Here is a 15,609-nt window from a genome sequence, read left to right as displayed (position 1 = left end):
CTTCTGCTCATCATTTTCCTCTGCATATGATACTATTAAGGAGCACATTGAAGGAAGAGGCAGAAAAGATGCTCGATTACATGACGAAGCTAATTGCTGAACGCATCGCCCCCTGGGGCAAGGTCCCGCTGCTGCAAGAGATCTTTCAGAGCGAAGAGCCAGCGACGGTAGCACGCCATATCTATGAGTTCTGTGAAGCGGAGCTGGGCCAGCAGCCAACCGAGGCGCTCTTCTTCTTCTGTAGTATCGGCGTCGTCTTTGGGCTAGAGATGCCTGGTGGGCAACGTATCGTCATCAAGGCCCATAAGCCTGAGCGGCCCCTTACGTTCTTGACCCAGATGGGAAACGTGCAACGCTATTTAGTTGCGCGAGGCTATCCCTGTCCACGGCCTATCTTAGGACCGCGTCCACTGGGGAGGGGGCTGGCAATCATTGATGAACTGATCGATGAGGGTGTATTCAGGGACGCGCACGAGCCGGTGATTCGTAAGGCCATCGCCACTGCTCTTTATGAACTGATCCAGCTCCTGCGGCATGTAGAGCAGGCTGGCATTGATCCAACGCCCTTTGACCTGCGTCTCCCGTCCGATGTTCTCTGGCCCAACCCCCATAATGCCATCTTTGACTTTGAGGCCACGCGCGAGGGCGCGGAGTGGATCGACGAACTGGCCTGGAAGGTCAAAAGAATCATCGAAGCGGATGAGCAGCCCCCTGTCTTGTCCCACGGCGACTTCTCGGCTAACCAGATGCGCTTAGTGGGCGATCACCTGCGCATGGTCTACGACTGGGATAGCCTCACCCTACGCTCGGAGCTGGTCAGCGTCGGCGCCACCGCCTCCACCTTCACCTATAGCGAGCAGCCAGGCATAACCAACATCGAGACTACCTACGCGGATGCCGCAGCCTTTATCGTCGACTACGAGGCGGCGCGCCAGCAGCCATTTACCTCGGAGGAGCAGCGCATCATTCAAGCGGCCACACTCTTGGGACAGCTCTACAGCGCCCGCTGCCAGCACGCCCTGCACCCCCACGAGCACAAGTATTCCCGCATCTGGTACGAACAGATGTGTGCCGAGTATGGGACCATCCTTTAATACTTTGGGTACATAATTCGATGTAGATGTTGTACGGGACGTGGGCATCCGCCCACGTCCCGTACAACATCTACATCGAATTATATTTTTACATTACAGAGGGCATATGCTTGCTTGAGGGAGGTCAATGGGTCGCCGAGGGGGACGAATTCTTGACCGAGGTAGCCCTCGTAGCCAGTGGCTAGAATTGTGCGTACAATGGGTGGATAGTTGAGTTCCTGGGTTTCGTCAAGCTCGTGGCGGCCAGGATTGCCCGCCGTATGGTAGTGAGCAAAATACGTGTGGTGGTCCTGAATGGTGCGTATAATGTCGCCTTCCATGATCTGCATATGGTAAATATCATACAGCAGCTTGACGCGTGGCGAATTGACCATGCGGCAGACCTCGATTCCCCAGGCAGACTTATCACACTGGTAATCGAGGTGGTCGACCTTGCTATTTAGCAGCTCCATAACCAGCGTGACGCCAGCGTCCTCGGCGATCCTGGCGACATGGCTCAGGCCCTCTGCTGTGATTTCGGCCCCGGTTCTGTCGTCAAGCCCCCGGCGGTTCCCACTGAAGACGATTACATTGGGGATGCTCCATTTTTCCGCCTGCTCGATGGTGGCGCGGATATCCCGTTCCAACTGTGCATGATGCTCGCGCCGGTTGAGCCCCTGCTCAATGGAGAGACCGCCATTGGTCGAGGCAATGGTTAGGCCGAACTCCTTGACCAGGGGCCAGTATTCTGGCTCGATCAGCTCAACAGCTTGATAGCCAATGTCGGCGCTGGCCTGTAGTAACTCGCGGGGCGTCAAGCCCCTGTTGGCGAAACACCACCAGGAAACCGCTTGTTTGATGCTGCCCATATGAGATTCCTTCTCCTTCTCTTGCTGGTTATGTGTAGGGTCCATGCTGGCCTGGACTCGCCCAGCTAGCAGGCCGACCCCCCAACGCTGGAGCATATCGCTTCGCTCGGAGTCCAGGCCAGCATGGACCCTACAATTTAGCGCCCGGTGACGGGGATTTTTTCCACGGCCGGGAGTAGCTCAGTAGCGAGGAGATCAAAGGTCGCGGGATCGGCGGGAGCACCAATCATGACTTCATCGATCCCAAGCTCGGCCAGGGCCCTGAATGTGTTGAGCACCGCCGGATCCAGGTGCCCATTATGCGCTGTAGGCGCCATCATGAGCGTGGTCTTCTGAATCTGCTCGTAGGGGCGATTCAAATCCTCGCAATGCTTATGCAGAGTCTCCAGCTTGGCGCGCATGTCGTCAAGATTTTGTGCAAAGCCAATACTGACCACGTCAGCGTACCTGGCCATCAGGCGCAGCATCCTGTTGCCCTGGCCCGCGATCAAGATGGGGGGATGGGGCCGCTGGATATAGAAGGGGTCGCCCAGGGTGCTTGCGAGCTGATAATATTTTCCTTCAAACGGTTTATCCTCGCCTGACCAGAGTTGCAGAGCCATCTGGAGCACCTCTTCTAAACGTGTCACGCGCTCGCCTGCCGGGGGAAAGGGCAGACCCATGCGCTGGTGCTCATCGGCGCCGAAACCAGGACTCGCGCCCAGGCCCAGGTATGCCCGGCCATTTGAGAGCGCGTCCAGGGTGTCCGCCGTCTTCACCAGGACTGCCGGGTAGCGCATGGTGATGCCAGAGACCATGGTGCTAAGTCTAATGCGGCTGGTGCGAGCCGCGATAAAGGCCAGCACGCTCCAGGCCTCATAAAAATCGGTCACGGCCGGTATCGAGCTACTCTCATCTCTTCTGAGCCAGGGTGTACTCTCTGGCCGTAGCGAGAAGTGGTCCGGCACTGTTAGCGTTGAGAAGCCTGCCTGGTCCGCCTGTTTGGCCAGGCCAATAAGATAATCGCTCAGGGAGCGATTTTGAGTTTTCGTTATGCCTACTTGTAATCCTAAACGCATAGTTTCCTCCTGACGAAAAGCAGGCGTGCACGCATACGCATGTGCCTGCTACACTTCTTGCATTATCGCACAAACATGGGTGTCACCTGGAGTACTGGTGAGGAGGGCCAAAAGATTGCGCATTCATTTAGCTGAGGTCTGGTCATACATCATCAGACTGATTCTGGGAAGATGGTGAATGTTCAGATTCGCAGGCGCGTCTGCGCAGCAGCGGCTCGCGAATCGCCGTTGTATCCAGCTTGCTCGCGCCGAGAAACCTCACGAATCGCGCAAACCCACAAGCCAATGCCTCCGCAAAGGCCTCATCGTTGCCGAGAGCCTCATCCTCCAGCCACAAGCCCAGGATGATAAACGTGTTGGTCTTTCGGTCGAGTTTGCTGTCGAACCGCGCGACGAGCCGGTCGCCCCACAAAATCGGCAACGTGTAGTAGCCGAACTTGCGCTGGTGCTCAGGCTTATAGACCTCCCACACGTAGTCGAAGCCGAACAACACTTTGGCTCGCCCTCGCGCACTGACGTGATCGAGCGGTGCAAGGAAGACGACCTCTTGAGTCGTGGTTGTCTCCAGCGGCGTCCAGGCCTTTGGCACGCGTCCAGCGCTCAAATCGCCCAGTACCTCGGCGTCGCTCCCCAGCGCGTAGTGCACCCTTTTCCAGCCTTCAACCTGCACCTCGATGAGGTCGCCATCGGCCACCATTGCCCCAAGCAGCTTCTTCGCTGTGCGATCCGGCTCGCCGCGCCCATGAAACGCATCACTCGTACGGCTCAGCCGCGACAGGCCAAAGAAGCTTACTTCCTTTCTGATCAAGAAGCGCTCAGCCTCGGCCTCGTCGCTTTCGCGAATGAGATGCGCAGGTGCGACCGTTTCCGTGAGGGCGTACACGCGCTCGAAGTTCTCGCGGTGGTGCGTCATCACTTCTCCGGTGCGCCAGAGATAATACAAGGCCAGCGCGCTGTCCTTGCTACCGCGATAATTCTGTGTTCGCGTTCGCGTCGCCATCTTGAAGTCGCGGTTGCTCACGGTGCCGCGCTCGCGCAGGATGGCCCGCATTTCGTCGATGGCATCGGCGTGTTCGCGCGCCATGCGGCAAATTCGCGAGTCGCCAGAGTGGCCATCACGCTCGCGACGCATGACCACGCGCCAGTGCGGCAGCTCGTCCATCGGACGGACAGCCAGCCAGCCACCCCAATCAAAGAACTTGCGCTGCTGATAGGCCAGGTCTTCCCACATGCCAGGCGTGTAATCGAGGACGCGGCTGTGCAGTTTAATGTCCTGGCTGCGCGCGATGATGTGCAGCGGGTCGAGTTGCAGGTACTCCATCGCGCGCATGGCCTGCTCGGCGCCCTCGATGCCTCGCCAGCGCCGTCCGGGCCATAAGCCCTGTTTGCCGAGGATGAAGCGACGGGCTGTCTCGATGTTGATGGTTAGCATAATGACCTCTTGGAAAGTCTCGCAACCAGACCTGTCTGATGGTGTTCGCTAGAGAGAGTATGTTGTGGTAGATTGAAGCTGTAAGGGGTCTGATCACTCATGAAAAAGAAACCCTTCTTTTTGTGAAGATGAGTAATAGGGAGAGGAATGCTCAAGAAGTATGGTATGGTGCTTGCTTGACAGTCTCAAAACGTTTGAGATATGAAGAATAGAATAAAAGTATATTCCTCTGTAAGAATGTAACAGAACTCTTGAAGAATGTAAAGCGTTTAGAGAGGTGTGTAGGGAGGCTGATCCCTGATTGTTGACGGACGCTGTTGATGCTCTTTGGTTGAGGGTACGTGAGGTGCGTGAACATCGTAATTTTTCAGGCTAATTGCAGCGTTGGTCAGATAGCACAATGAAAGGAAACTTGTGTATGTCCTTGCTTAGAGCATCGCAAACCCCAGGCATATCGCTTGTAATGCCTTCAACTCGGGTGGCAGTTATCTTTGGGCATCACGCTCTTCAACTGCCTGCCGGTAAGCTGCTATATACTGTTCGGCATAATCTTGTACCGCAAGGGGATCTTGCCCGGGAACATTCTGCACCTCTTGTTGCGCGATAGCAAAGGCGTGATTTCTTAGATCCCCATCGGCACGCAAGACGTTCGGGAAGGAGGCCCCTACGTCATTTTTCGCTCGTTGCTGGATTTCGTTTTTCGATGATGTCAAGGTGTGTTAACTCCTCTCTTTTTACTTCGTGGTGTACTCCTCTCTAGATTATAATGGAGCAGTTAGAAATCGGTAAAAAAGAATGTACTTTGCTAAACACCGCTCGGCCTCACCCAGTGTGATCCCATAAATCTGGGTAATCAGGGTCCGAAGCTCGCCTGGCAGCGAAAATTGTTGCATAGCTTTAACTCCCTCTTCAAGCTTGATATAAAATGTATCCAATGCATTGCTTGGCTCACGTCAAAGTGCTGCTTTAACACGTTATTAATGTTTGTAGAAAGAATATACGTTATACTTATGCAGAGAACCATAAAAATTCTCTCTTCTATTTTGCCTCTGGTGTCATTCCTCTCTTAACCAAAGAGGGTACGCTTTTCATTCAGAAAGGGAGTTTTGTATGAAAAGATTGTTCCTACTCATCCGAGATTTTGGCGTCAAAAGGCGCTTCTTGCTCTCCCTCGCCCTTGTATTTCTGCTTGTGGTTATAGGCGTGGGGTATTCGTACAACTCGCTTGTCAGCGCGAAGCCCGCACAGCCACAGGACCTGCAAGATGCTGAAGCAGACCATGAGAGCCTTAGACCTCAACCATTGAGCAGCACGGGAAGCTGTGGTGTGGAGCGCTGGGCGGTCAAAACAGGTACGGATGCCGATATTGGCCTGGTCAATCTCCAGTCAATCACCCCAACCACGATTGCCACCTTAACTGCTTTGTCCGCGCCAGGCACTCTGCCAGCCAATAACCGTATCCAGCCAACCGAAACCACCGTCTACCAGGTCCAGGGAACACTGACACAATACAAGTTGGAGAGCGACTCTGACTATCACCTGATCCTCAGCGATACATCAGGCAAGACCATGATTGTCGAGATTCCAGATCCAGCCTGCGTCGGCTCCTCCAGCCCGTTGATGTCGGATATTCAGAAGGCCCGCACGGCCTTTGATGCCCGCTATAACGTTACGAGTAGCTTCCAGACTGCCAATGTCCCTGTGACCGTTACTGGTGTCGGCTTCTTTGACTTCCTGCATGGTCAGACGGGCGTTGCCCCCAACGGCATTGAACTGCATGCCATCCTTGATATTCAGTTTGGCAGCGGTAGCGGTGGAACGCCAACCCCCACTCCAACGCATACGCCATCTACTACACCTACGCCCTCTCCAACTGGGACGCCGACGGGCAGCAACCTGATTCAAAATGGTGGTTTTGAAGCGAGCGGCAACTGGACCTACTCGGGTTCGCCTAATCCGGTACGCTCGACCACTCAGAAACACAGTGGAAGCTACTCGTTGCGTGTCGGTGCCACCAGTGGTCAGCAAGGGGATTCAATCGCCTACCAGATGGTGACTATTCCTAGTACCTCTACCAGCGCGTCGCTCAGCTTCTACTACTGGCCAACTACTAATGACTCGAGCACGTATGCCTGGCAGGAGGTAGACGTCATTAACAGTAGCGGACAGGTAGTGCAGCAGCTCTTTAAGAAGACTGCTAACGACCGCGCCTGGGTGCCGGCAACCTTCAACCTCTCCAGCTACGCGGGCCAGACGATTGGCATCCGCTTTCTGGACCACGAGAACTCTAACAGCCAGTCCTATTATGGATATATGTACGTCGATGATGTGACTCTGACCGCGAACTAAAATCCCTTCGGGCGTCAAAGCAGTCGAAGCACAACAAAGAGAGAGGCATTCTTAACTTATCGAGAATAACTCTCTCTTTTTTCATTGAGCAAGAGTCAGTTCCACACGCTCTGCCAGTTCTTGAGGCCAGGCATAGCCATGCTGGGCGACCATATTGTGACATACTTCATAGGCCAGGTTGGCAGCATTTTTAAGGGCATCGGCTCTGCCACGGCGTACCGCTCTAATGGGCAGGGGAATAACTGGCCTTTCAGACAAGGCGGGATGTTCATTTGTGCCTTAAACTCTTTTGTAACGAGGCCAAGCTTTCCTTAAAGGCTATAAAGAGGAGTGTGTAAGATGAGCATAAATGAAAATGGCTTTTCAGAGAGAAAAACTATTCTGGTTACAGGAGCGACTGGTAATGTGGGCCGGTACGTGGTATCTCAGTTGCTGGACATGGCCGTTCCTGTCCGGGCCGTGGTTCGTAATCCCGGTTCTGTTGATCTGCCGGATGGGGTTGAAATTGTGCGCGGGGACCTGGCAGAGCCCAGCACGTTAGGTGAGACTTTAGCTGGAGTTGGGGCTGTGTTCCTGGTCTGGCCTGGCTTACCTACGAGCCTGGCGCCTGCGGTTCTGGATGAGCTGAAAAAGTACGCCCAGCGCGTGGTTTACCTTTCATCAATGAGCACACGTGAAGGACGCGCGCAACAGGCTGAACCGATTACCGACTTTCACGCCACTATCGAGAAATTGATCGAAGGATCTGGCCTTAACTGGACTTTCCTACGTATCAGTGGACTCGCGACGAACACGCTCGGTTGGGCACAACAAACTCGCTCTGGCGATGTTGTACGCTGGCCTTATGCGGCGGCTGCCAGGACGCTGATTCATGAGAAGGATGTGGCTGCGGTGGCGGTTCAAGCCTTGACCAGCGACAGGCATAACGGGGCAAAGTATATCCTGACCGGTCCTCAAGTGCTCACCCAGGCTGAACAGGTGCAGGCCATTGGTGAGGCTATCGGACGTCCATTGCGCTATGAAGAGATTTCGCCCGAGGTCATCCGACCAAAGATGCTGACCCAATTGCCGCCCGCGATGGTAGATGGCATGCTCAACGCCTGGGCAGGGTTCGTCAGGGAGCCAGAGCCAATCTCGTCCAAAGTTGAAGAGATCACCGGCACCCCGGCACATACCTACAAAGAATGGGCAATTGATCACGCCAGAGACTTTTCCTAAGAGGATATGGGTGTAATATGCGAAACGCTGTGCGCCGCTAGCGGGGTGCACTACTCCACGTGAAACGCGAACTTTTGAAAACTAACCTTCCTGGTGGGCATAATGAGCCATGAGATCGAGCATGCCTTGAGGCGCATCGGAGCGGAAGCTGATGGTGAGATTGCTGGCGGATGCAGCAGCGGCGGCTTCGCTGCGAGGAAATGACGCTTCTTCATAGAGTGCGAGCGCTGTTTCTATGTCGTCTGGATGAGCAAGAATGGCTTCTGCCAACTCTGCACCATCAAGCATGGCGAGATTGGCACCCTCGCCAGCGAACGGCGACATCAGGTGAGCGGCATCGCCAAGCAATGTTACCCCAGGGGTGCGTTCCCAACGGTGGCCAACTGGCAGTGTGTAGATGGAACGAGGAATAAACTCTGCATCACTCTCTGTGATGAGGGCACGTAACTGGTCACTCCAGCCAGTAAAGTGCTTGAGCAGCCATCGCCTGGCGGCCTCAGTATCACGAAAGTCAATTTCACTGGAAGCCGCCCAGGGCTCGGGAGTCTTGAGCGCAATATAGACGTTGATCCGTCCATCGCCGTCCCGGTGCGTAATCAGACCCTTTTCGTCGGACAGAGCAAACATAGAGCCATGTCCAACCAGGTCGGCGCTCTCAGGATGACGCACATCTGCATCAAGAAGATGCGCTTCAACGAATGAGATATCCAAGTATATCGGTTGCGCGTCTGAAAGCAGCGGCCTGACTTTTGACCAGGCACCATCCGCGCCGATCAATAACGCTGTCGTGAATGTCTCTCCACTCGCCAGCGTTACCTCATGTCTTCCACCTTCCAGTTTGACGACATTGGTCACTTTGCTTCCCCAATGAATGCAGTTGGCTGGCAGTGATTGTAACAAGATGTGGCGCAGCGCTCCGCGATCAACCTCTGGTCGAGTATCGTTACCACTGTCTTCCCAGCGAACGGTCCCGGTCTTGTCAAGAATACGCATGTCATCGCCACTTTGAATGACAATCTCTCTAAAAGCCTCAAAAAGTCCAGCCTTCCGTAGGGCAAGCTGCCCCGATTCTTCGTGCATGTCCAGGACGCTCCCCTGATGACGGGCCGTAGCCGACGCTTCAAGCTCGTAAATCGTGGCATCAATACCGTGCCTATGCAGCACGCTGGCGAGGGTAAGACCACTAAGGCCCGCACCGATAATAGTTATGTCTTTTTCCAATAGAGTGTTTTCCTTTCTATTATTAACGATATATCGTTTGAGGCCGCATTCTCAAAGGTCAATGAACTGTCAGCTTGAGTGCCGTGGCCGTTAAGAAGAGTGCAAATGCCATGATCGCTACCCATGTACGAGCCCTATCGAATCGCTGCCACCGACTGACCAGCGTCCGCCAATTCTTCGGCGGCGCAGCAGGCTGCCAGGTGAGCACGGCTGCGTTGATGGGGGCCGTGCCGATGAGCGCGAGCAAGAAACTGGTGAGCACAACGAGTAGTCCTGCTAAGCGGAAGGCAAAGCCCTGATCGAACCCATCTAGAACCGTTATGGCGACTCCCAGGAGGATCGTCAGAATAAAGATGACAGGCATCAATATACGCAGGCTTCGTATCAGGGTTTGGCGTACCTGGATCTGCGACTGTTCGTCCAGAATGGCGGCGACTGCGTGCCCTACCCCGTAGTCAATGACGAAAAGTGCGCCAGCTAAGATACCGGCGAAGAATAAGCTCACGAAGTCGAGGACGGTAGCAGGATTCATGCGTCTTTTCCCCTTTCATGTTTACCTCTATCACACAATACGATATATCGTTATCTTTATTCGAAGCATAAACGATATATCGTTAACTGTCAAGGGTGCATGAGGATAGTTTTGCCCATCGGCATACAGGAGACAGGCAAATGCTGGCAGAAGTCGCATCTGCTGGTGATAGTCAAAGCGCTTACAGCGGTGACTGGCGGATTCCAGCGACCACCGGCTTTTAGACTGGTCACTGGAATACACTCCTGGCCCTCTATCTTAAGCGCATCAAAAAGCCCAGCCGAAAAAGATGTGCCCTAACCAGAAAAATACTAGAAGCAATAATGACCAGGTGAGCAGGCCAAGCCACCAGTAGCGTTTCATTCCCTTCGGGTTCTTATCGGGTAGTTTGAGGTTGCTTCGGATGATGCTCTCAACAGATTTGGCTATACCCAGCCAGATAAAGCCGACCCAGGCCCTCCAGTCAACGGGTAGAAAAAGATTCAGGAGAGCCAGGAGGCTATAGGTACCTCCATATACCATGCCCATTAAAAAAAACATGGTAGGGTTATTTTCCAGATACAACCTTACCCGCTCCATGTCTTTCGGGCGGCGCGAGGGCTCAGTGGAGAGCATCTTATCCAGAAGTTTTCTAAACCTGGGTGAAATTGGTCTGGGATTACGCGAGGGCTCGCCCTCCGCTAGCTCCAAGGGATCGCGTCCGGTGAGCAGGGTTTGCAGAGTCGCGCCCAGGCTGTAGATATCGGAGCGCGGGCTGGTCTGGGCGCGGCCGTACTGCTCTGGCGGAGCGTAGCCGGGCGAGCCGAGTGGTACGGTATCCCTTGCCTTATCACGGGTAAAGGTGCGTGCAATGCCAAAGTCTATCAAAAATATTTTGTTATTGGGCGTGAGCATGATGTTCGCGGGCTTGAGATCGCGAAAAATAACTGGTGGCGCCGTGATGTGCAGGGTGTGCAGGAGGCTCGCAAGTTTGAGGCCAAGCGCGATTACCTCTTTCTCATCAAGATAGCCACCTGGAGCTTTCTGCAAATACTCCTCCAGGGTCTGGCCCTCGATATATTGTGTGACCAGATACCAGTTCTCCGCGTCGGTCAGGTGCTCGCAATAGGTGGGAATGCCACTCAGGTTCTTCACGCGTGCCAGCATGGCGATCTCGCGGTAAAAGGTCTCGGTGGCATCGATTGCCTCGCGCGAGGAGAGCTTATCCAGTTGAATACGTTTGATCGCGACCAGCCGTTGGTCGGGGCCAGCTTTCAAGTCTAGGGCGCGATAGACCGTAGAGAAGCCGCCGCGTCCAATCTCTTCTTGAACCTGGTAGCGTCCGGCCAGGACACTGTCAGGTCGAAAATCGCAGGTTAAGGTGTTGGATGCTGTTACAGGCGCAAACGACTCCTGGTCCTCCAGGTCCAGAGCGGCTCCGGCGCACACTTCGAGTACTGGCTTTGGGGTGAAAGTGATAGGTGCAATCGGTGAAGCGTCGCGTTCACTGTCCTGGCTCTGATGGGCAAGTGAATGCTGGCAGGAGACACAATGGCTGGCGGTAGCTTTGTTAGCCAGTCCGCACTCATCGCAGAAGAGTACCATCGATGATTGCTGCATACATTTTTCTCTATCTTGCAAAGTGGTTTTTCTCAAGAAGTATAACATGCGAATGTGCAAATGATGAGGTCAATATTAGATTTAAGTCATGGGTGTTTGTCTGATTGTTTGCCGCTGATATAGCTGATGAGCAGAGCGATGACTGTGACGAGGTAGAGCTGGCCGGAGAGGGCCTCGATGACGGCCAGGGAGCGGGCGAATCCGCCCTCGGGTGCGAGATCTCCATAGCCCAGCGTGGTAAGGGTGACAAAGCTGAAATAGAGATAGTCGCTGATAGTCGGCTTCATGATTTTGGTAAAGACCGGTACGGGAATGAGGAAATCAAAGACTGTATAGAGGCAGCCGAAGAACAGCCCGATTAGGAGATAGATGCAGAGCGCCCCCAGCAGCGTTTGCATGTTGATAATGTGGCGCAAAAAGAGGCGGCGCGCGATCACAATAGGCGTAATCAAGATCAAGAGCATATCTATTGTCTCCGGCAGCCAGAGATACTGCTCCCCGCGAATGACGGCCTGTACAAAGACTGTGGCAACGCTGATAGTCAGCGCGCCCAGGCCAAAATACATCGTGCGCTGGCCCGAGCCAGAGGCCCACAGCGCCAGCAGGAGCGTTATTGACGTCAGAAGGACGCTGAGCGCGATCACCCAGAAATGATTGGCGCTCCCAGCGATAATGCTAATTGAGAGCACAATGAAGACCAGCACCAGGCCATAGTTCCCCACCAGAGTAATATGTGGATGGCGAATTTTCATCCATATTGAGGACTCGGACAATGCCCCTTCGGGTGGATCTCCAGGCTTCATACGCGCTCTCCTGGTACTTGTATAGCTGTAGAGTTAATAGATGTCTTACATGAGCAATCCTATAACACCACTATATATGCGTTATAAAACCATAGACGCCCGATTTATCGCGCGCAAGGCGATTTATCGCATATATACAGAAGAACGGGACTTTTTCGCCACGCTGGGTTCTCTCGTGGGAAGCATCTTCAAGCCGAAAAACTCTATGCAGAACTATATCATCTTTATATAAGTAGGACCTGCCAAGCCGTATCACTGCGATAAATCGCCTTGCACGCGATAAATCGGGCGCCTATGTTGAATTAATCGTTACGCTCGATTAAACTTTTCTAATTTAGTCAGTGGGTATGCGATGCATAACGACCTGGGAGGGGAAGGCGCGAAATCCTTGTATTTCATAAAAAGGGAGAAGCTTCTCCTGGCAAAAGAGCGTGATGGTTTTGACATTGGGGAGCGCCTCTAGCAAGCGGGATACCAAGAGCTGGCCGATGCCTCGCCGCTGGTAGGTGGGGTGGATCATTACATCCTCTATATAGGCATGGAAGATATGATCAGAAACGACGCGCGCAAAGCCAACCAGGCGCTCTCCATCCCAGGCGCCGACCGCGACATCGCTGGCAAGGACCTGGGCGATCTGCTCTTCGGTCCGTTCAGGCCACCACTCGACGCTAGTGTAAAGCTCGCGCACTGCGTGAGGATCAATTGGTTGCTCCTCGTGGAGAAATATCTGAATTGTGGACATAGTGCTTTTCCTTCTCTATTTATACTGCTTAACGCCTGCCTATTATACCCCAATCCTGGCGTGCTGAATCATCTCGACGCAGAGCCGTGCCAGGGGTATCTTCCCCGGCAACCTTTCCCACTCGTTGCCAATTTTCAATGCGATCCGCTGTCCCTCGATGCGCGCATCGGCGATCTCGTGCCAGGTATTGGTATAGCCATTGCGTTTTATTCCACGTGTGTCGAGAAGGATATCGCCGAAATTAAGCGTCTCGCCGCGCTCATAACGCTCAAGTATGCGCGAACGCAAGCGTTCTTCCAATCTATCTTCAATAACTCTCCAGAGTTCACTATTGATAAGACCCTTCTCAATAGAAAATGCACTCTCATCGCTCCGTTTGAGGGTGCAACTTGTTGTATCATTGGTCACCTCTTGAACTTCATCCCAGCGGATAACCTTTGTCTGCTTGCCAGTGGTAAATAGTAGCCCTTCACTGCACAGGTACAGGCGTTTTTTGCGCTCAGGCCAGTAGAGAAGGAAGAGGACGAGCGTTACAAGCAACGGGAGACTGGATATCCAGATTTTTGTCTGCATTTGCTGTGCTGTAGAGTTAACTATGTTTTGTATGCTCTCTTTATTACTCTCGATACAGGTTGAGCATACTCTGAAGAAGTTGTCTGTACTCTGAGCCCGGCTTTGCCATTGATGATAATCATAAATAGAAAAGACGATGTTGCACGTGGTTATGACAAACAAGGCCAAAGCAAGAATTAAAAGAGCAAGCACTCTTTTATTGCGATAAGACTTGAGCGGTTTACCAACATGGTGCTCGCTTGCCTCTCTGTAAATAGCTTCGGACAGGGTGTTGGGCATAGATACGCTCCTGGAAAAATAATATATCTAGAATAGGTTTTTACTTGCTATCTGGTTTAAGATTATCTGGTTTGGTCGCATACATCGCTGTGTATCCACACACAAGATAGGTAAGGGCGACTGTATCAGAGTATCTATTTTTCTTACTGAAGAGTGGAGTTGAACGCAGGGGTTGCTTGAGCATAAGGAGATTAAATCCTCCATGAACAGGTGTTAAAGCCTCGACAAGTACACGCTGCCCTCCACATTCAGGACATGGCTTAATATAGGGTTGTGTCATAAAGGATGCCTCTTTTTGTGTTTTCTATAGTTTTAGATGTGTGTGGATTATAACCATCAAACAACATTACAAGCAACCCTGGTATGCTATACTGGCAAAACTGAAGCATATTTAGCGAAGTATATTTAGCATGGTTGTTTTGCTAGTGGAAGGAGCCAGAATGCGGCCCTCTTCGGCGTGGGCAACGTCTTTGCTGTGGCGGGCGTCGCGCTGCTGCTGGTAGGCGCCTGCGTCTGGTTGGTACGCGTATCACCCAGTGTAGCCGAGCCTGAGCAGGTGGTATCTGGCGTGCTTGGTGAGTAAGTCAAGGAACCAACATAAACAGAATGAGTAACACAGAAGAAAATATGAGTCTGCCACCAGTGTGGTTGGATTGTACTGTGACCGGAAGGGGATGGGCAGAAGCATCACTCTCTGATGGGACCAACGAGTGGACCATCACAGCCTCTTATCTCTCCGATGGCCTGAGTGATCTCCTTAAGACCGTCATCTCGTTGGTTGAAGGGGCGCAAGAGGGCATATGCCGCTGGCAAGAAGAACCTGGAGAGTACCGCTGGCTCTTCTCTCGGCAAGAAGAACAGATCGAGATCCGTATTCTCTGGTTTAAAGAGACCTTTTCTCATCGGCTAAATGACGCAGGGAGATGTGAATTGGTTCTCACATGTTCGCTGCGCGAATTCGCTACTAAGTTGAGGAGGGAATTTTCGCACCTCCTTAATACCCTGGGCGAGGAAGGCTACGCGAAGGAGTGGGGGTACGGGTTTCCGCGTACAGACCTGCTGAAATTGCAGCAACTCCTCTCACGTAAGAAAGCAAAATAACAAAATTCACTTCACTCCTCTCTTGATATGGGTAAGGGTGTGGTGGCTGCGTGGCTCTGTCACGCAGCCACCACACCCTTTTACTCGGCGAACCTCACAGTGGCGAGTCTCCCCAAATATCCCCCTTGTGGATTGCCTGAATTGCTGTTGTAACAAAAATTGCACCTATACGATGTGTTTTGCGAGATCTCAAAAATACATAAAGTAGGGGAATATATGCGGAAAGAGCACACTCCCTCGCTGAATGATAAGGCCTATTTGACCGCGGTCTATCGGCAATACTCGCCAGCGCTCCTGGCTTATCTGTACCGGCATCTGCGCTCGCTGGAGGATGCGGAGGACCTGCTCCTCGACGTTTTTCTGGCGGCCCTGGAGCGCTCAGGCTTTGAAAGCCTGGGCGCGAAGGAGCAGGAGGCCTGGCTCTGGTGCGTGGCGCGCAACAAGGTGACGGATTATCATCGCAAGCTCAAGCGCCGGCAGGGCATCTCCCTGGAATTTGTGCCAGAGGAGGAATATGAGCAGGACTATGTGACGCCTGAAGTCGTGCTGCTTCGTAAAGAGGAGGCGACACGCCTTCAGGAGCACATTAAGCGTTTGCCCGCTCTGCAACAGGAACTGGTACGCCTACGTTTTGCTCATGGCCTGCGCAGCGCTGAAATTGCGACTATTGTGCAAAAGAGTGAGGGCGCGGTCCGTGTCATGCTCTCACGCGCAGTCAAATTATTACGCAAAGTCTACGAAAATGAGTAGGAGGAACACA

20 protein-coding genes are annotated in these 15,609 nt (G+C 53.1%); 6 read left to right on the top strand and 14 right to left on the bottom strand.

From position 1 onward, the window contains the following. The first annotated feature begins 80 nt into the window (after positions 1 to 80). A complete protein-coding gene (locus JMJ04_RS25645) occupies positions 81 to 1,094 on the top strand; it encodes a phosphotransferase (protein ID WP_201373265.1) in 1,014 nt (337 codons plus the stop codon). 80 nt (positions 1,095 to 1,174) lie between these two features. Here JMJ04_RS25645 and JMJ04_RS25640 read toward each other — a convergent pair whose 3' ends face one another. The 5 genes from JMJ04_RS25640 to JMJ04_RS48115 all read right to left on the bottom strand — a co-directional run bounded on the left by JMJ04_RS25640 (position 1,175) and on the right by JMJ04_RS48115 (position 5,325). Continuing rightward, complete coding sequence (locus JMJ04_RS25640) at positions 1,175 to 1,942, bottom strand: hydroxypyruvate isomerase family protein (RefSeq protein WP_201373264.1); 768 nt, start codon at positions 1,940 to 1,942, stop codon at positions 1,175 to 1,177. 137 nt (positions 1,943 to 2,079) lie between these two features. Beyond that, the gene (locus JMJ04_RS25635) at positions 2,080 to 3,000 is read right to left on the bottom strand and encodes an LLM class flavin-dependent oxidoreductase (RefSeq protein WP_201373263.1); all 921 of its coding nucleotides are present in this window, start codon (positions 2,998 to 3,000) and stop codon (positions 2,080 to 2,082) included. A 142-nt stretch (positions 3,001 to 3,142) separates the two neighbouring features. Further along, complete coding sequence (locus JMJ04_RS25630; protein WP_201373262.1) at positions 3,143 to 4,432, bottom strand: winged helix-turn-helix domain-containing protein; 1,290 nt, start codon at positions 4,430 to 4,432, stop codon at positions 3,143 to 3,145. Positions 4,433 to 4,917: 485 nt separating this feature from the next. Beyond that, positions 4,918 to 5,145 (bottom strand): hypothetical protein, encoded by a 228-nt coding sequence (locus JMJ04_RS25625; RefSeq protein ID WP_201373261.1) that lies wholly within the window; start codon positions 5,143 to 5,145, stop codon positions 4,918 to 4,920. 48 nt (positions 5,146 to 5,193) lie between these two features. Next, entirely contained in the window at positions 5,194 to 5,325 is a 132-nt protein-coding gene (locus tag JMJ04_RS48115; RefSeq protein ID WP_268887373.1) for a hypothetical protein, read from the bottom strand. Positions 5,326 to 5,542: 217 nt separating this feature from the next. On the opposite strand from JMJ04_RS48115, the gene JMJ04_RS25620 reads away from it, so the two are divergent. Then, positions 5,543 to 6,781, top strand: a complete 1,239-nt coding sequence (locus tag JMJ04_RS25620) for a hypothetical protein (RefSeq protein ID WP_201373260.1) — start codon at positions 5,543 to 5,545, stop codon at positions 6,779 to 6,781. Positions 6,782 to 6,862: 81 nt separating this feature from the next. On the opposite strand, the gene JMJ04_RS25615 is transcribed toward JMJ04_RS25620, so the two are convergent. Next, positions 6,863 to 7,039: a hypothetical protein gene (locus JMJ04_RS25615; protein ID WP_201373259.1), complete on the bottom strand. Its 177-nt coding sequence runs from the start codon at positions 7,037 to 7,039 to the stop codon at positions 6,863 to 6,865. 81 nt (positions 7,040 to 7,120) lie between these two features. On the opposite strand from JMJ04_RS25615, the gene JMJ04_RS25610 reads away from it, so the two are divergent. Further along, the gene (locus JMJ04_RS25610; RefSeq protein WP_201373258.1) at positions 7,121 to 7,999 is read left to right on the top strand and encodes an SDR family oxidoreductase; all 879 of its coding nucleotides are present in this window, start codon (positions 7,121 to 7,123) and stop codon (positions 7,997 to 7,999) included. Between the two features lie 81 nt (positions 8,000 to 8,080). On the opposite strand, the gene JMJ04_RS25605 is transcribed toward JMJ04_RS25610, so the two are convergent. From JMJ04_RS25605 to JMJ04_RS25570, 8 genes are all read right to left on the bottom strand, one after another. After that, positions 8,081 to 9,220 carry an FAD-dependent oxidoreductase gene (locus JMJ04_RS25605; RefSeq protein WP_201373257.1) on the bottom strand — a complete coding sequence of 380 codons (1,140 nt, stop codon included), beginning with the start codon at positions 9,218 to 9,220 and terminating at the stop codon, positions 8,081 to 8,083. A gap of 58 nt (positions 9,221 to 9,278) precedes the next feature. Beyond that, the gene (locus tag JMJ04_RS25600) at positions 9,279 to 9,752 is read right to left on the bottom strand and encodes a DUF1772 domain-containing protein (protein ID WP_201373256.1); all 474 of its coding nucleotides are present in this window, start codon (positions 9,750 to 9,752) and stop codon (positions 9,279 to 9,281) included. An 89-nt stretch (positions 9,753 to 9,841) separates the two neighbouring features. Continuing rightward, positions 9,842 to 9,985 (bottom strand): hypothetical protein, encoded by a 144-nt coding sequence (locus JMJ04_RS25595; protein WP_201373255.1) that lies wholly within the window; start codon positions 9,983 to 9,985, stop codon positions 9,842 to 9,844. Positions 9,986 to 10,019: 34 nt separating this feature from the next. Beyond that, a complete protein-coding gene (locus JMJ04_RS25590) occupies positions 10,020 to 11,351 on the bottom strand; it encodes a protein kinase domain-containing protein (protein ID WP_201373254.1) in 1,332 nt (443 codons plus the stop codon). An 86-nt stretch (positions 11,352 to 11,437) separates the two neighbouring features. Next, positions 11,438 to 12,154 (bottom strand): potassium channel family protein, encoded by a 717-nt coding sequence (locus JMJ04_RS25585; protein WP_201373253.1) that lies wholly within the window; start codon positions 12,152 to 12,154, stop codon positions 11,438 to 11,440. A 334-nt stretch (positions 12,155 to 12,488) separates the two neighbouring features. Next, positions 12,489 to 12,896: a GNAT family N-acetyltransferase gene (locus JMJ04_RS25580; RefSeq protein ID WP_201373252.1), complete on the bottom strand. Its 408-nt coding sequence runs from the start codon at positions 12,894 to 12,896 to the stop codon at positions 12,489 to 12,491. 42 nt (positions 12,897 to 12,938) lie between these two features. Next, complete coding sequence (locus JMJ04_RS25575; RefSeq protein WP_307811739.1) at positions 12,939 to 13,748, bottom strand: DUF6585 family protein; 810 nt, start codon at positions 13,746 to 13,748, stop codon at positions 12,939 to 12,941. 40 nt (positions 13,749 to 13,788) lie between these two features. Next, a complete protein-coding gene (locus tag JMJ04_RS25570) occupies positions 13,789 to 14,028 on the bottom strand; it encodes a hypothetical protein (protein ID WP_201373250.1) in 240 nt (79 codons plus the stop codon). Between the two features lie 177 nt (positions 14,029 to 14,205). On the opposite strand from JMJ04_RS25570, the gene JMJ04_RS48110 reads away from it, so the two are divergent. The 3 genes from JMJ04_RS48110 (at position 14,206) to JMJ04_RS25560 (ending at position 15,599) form a co-directional block, all read left to right on the top strand. Then, on the top strand, positions 14,206 to 14,331 hold the full coding sequence (locus tag JMJ04_RS48110; protein WP_268887372.1) for a hypothetical protein: 126 nt from the start codon (positions 14,206 to 14,208) through the stop codon (positions 14,329 to 14,331). A 23-nt stretch (positions 14,332 to 14,354) separates the two neighbouring features. Then, entirely contained in the window at positions 14,355 to 14,849 is a 495-nt protein-coding gene (locus JMJ04_RS25565; RefSeq protein WP_201373249.1) for a hypothetical protein, read from the top strand. Between the two features lie 216 nt (positions 14,850 to 15,065). Then, on the top strand, positions 15,066 to 15,599 hold the full coding sequence (locus JMJ04_RS25560) for an RNA polymerase sigma factor (protein WP_201373248.1): 534 nt from the start codon (positions 15,066 to 15,068) through the stop codon (positions 15,597 to 15,599). Positions 15,600 to 15,609: the final 10 nt, after the last annotated feature.

The organism is Ktedonobacter robiniae, assembly GCF_016587375.1.
GTDB lineage: Bacteria > Chloroflexota > Ktedonobacteria > Ktedonobacterales > Ktedonobacteraceae > Ktedonobacter > Ktedonobacter robiniae.
This window is presented reverse-complemented; position numbering and strand designations above follow the sequence as displayed.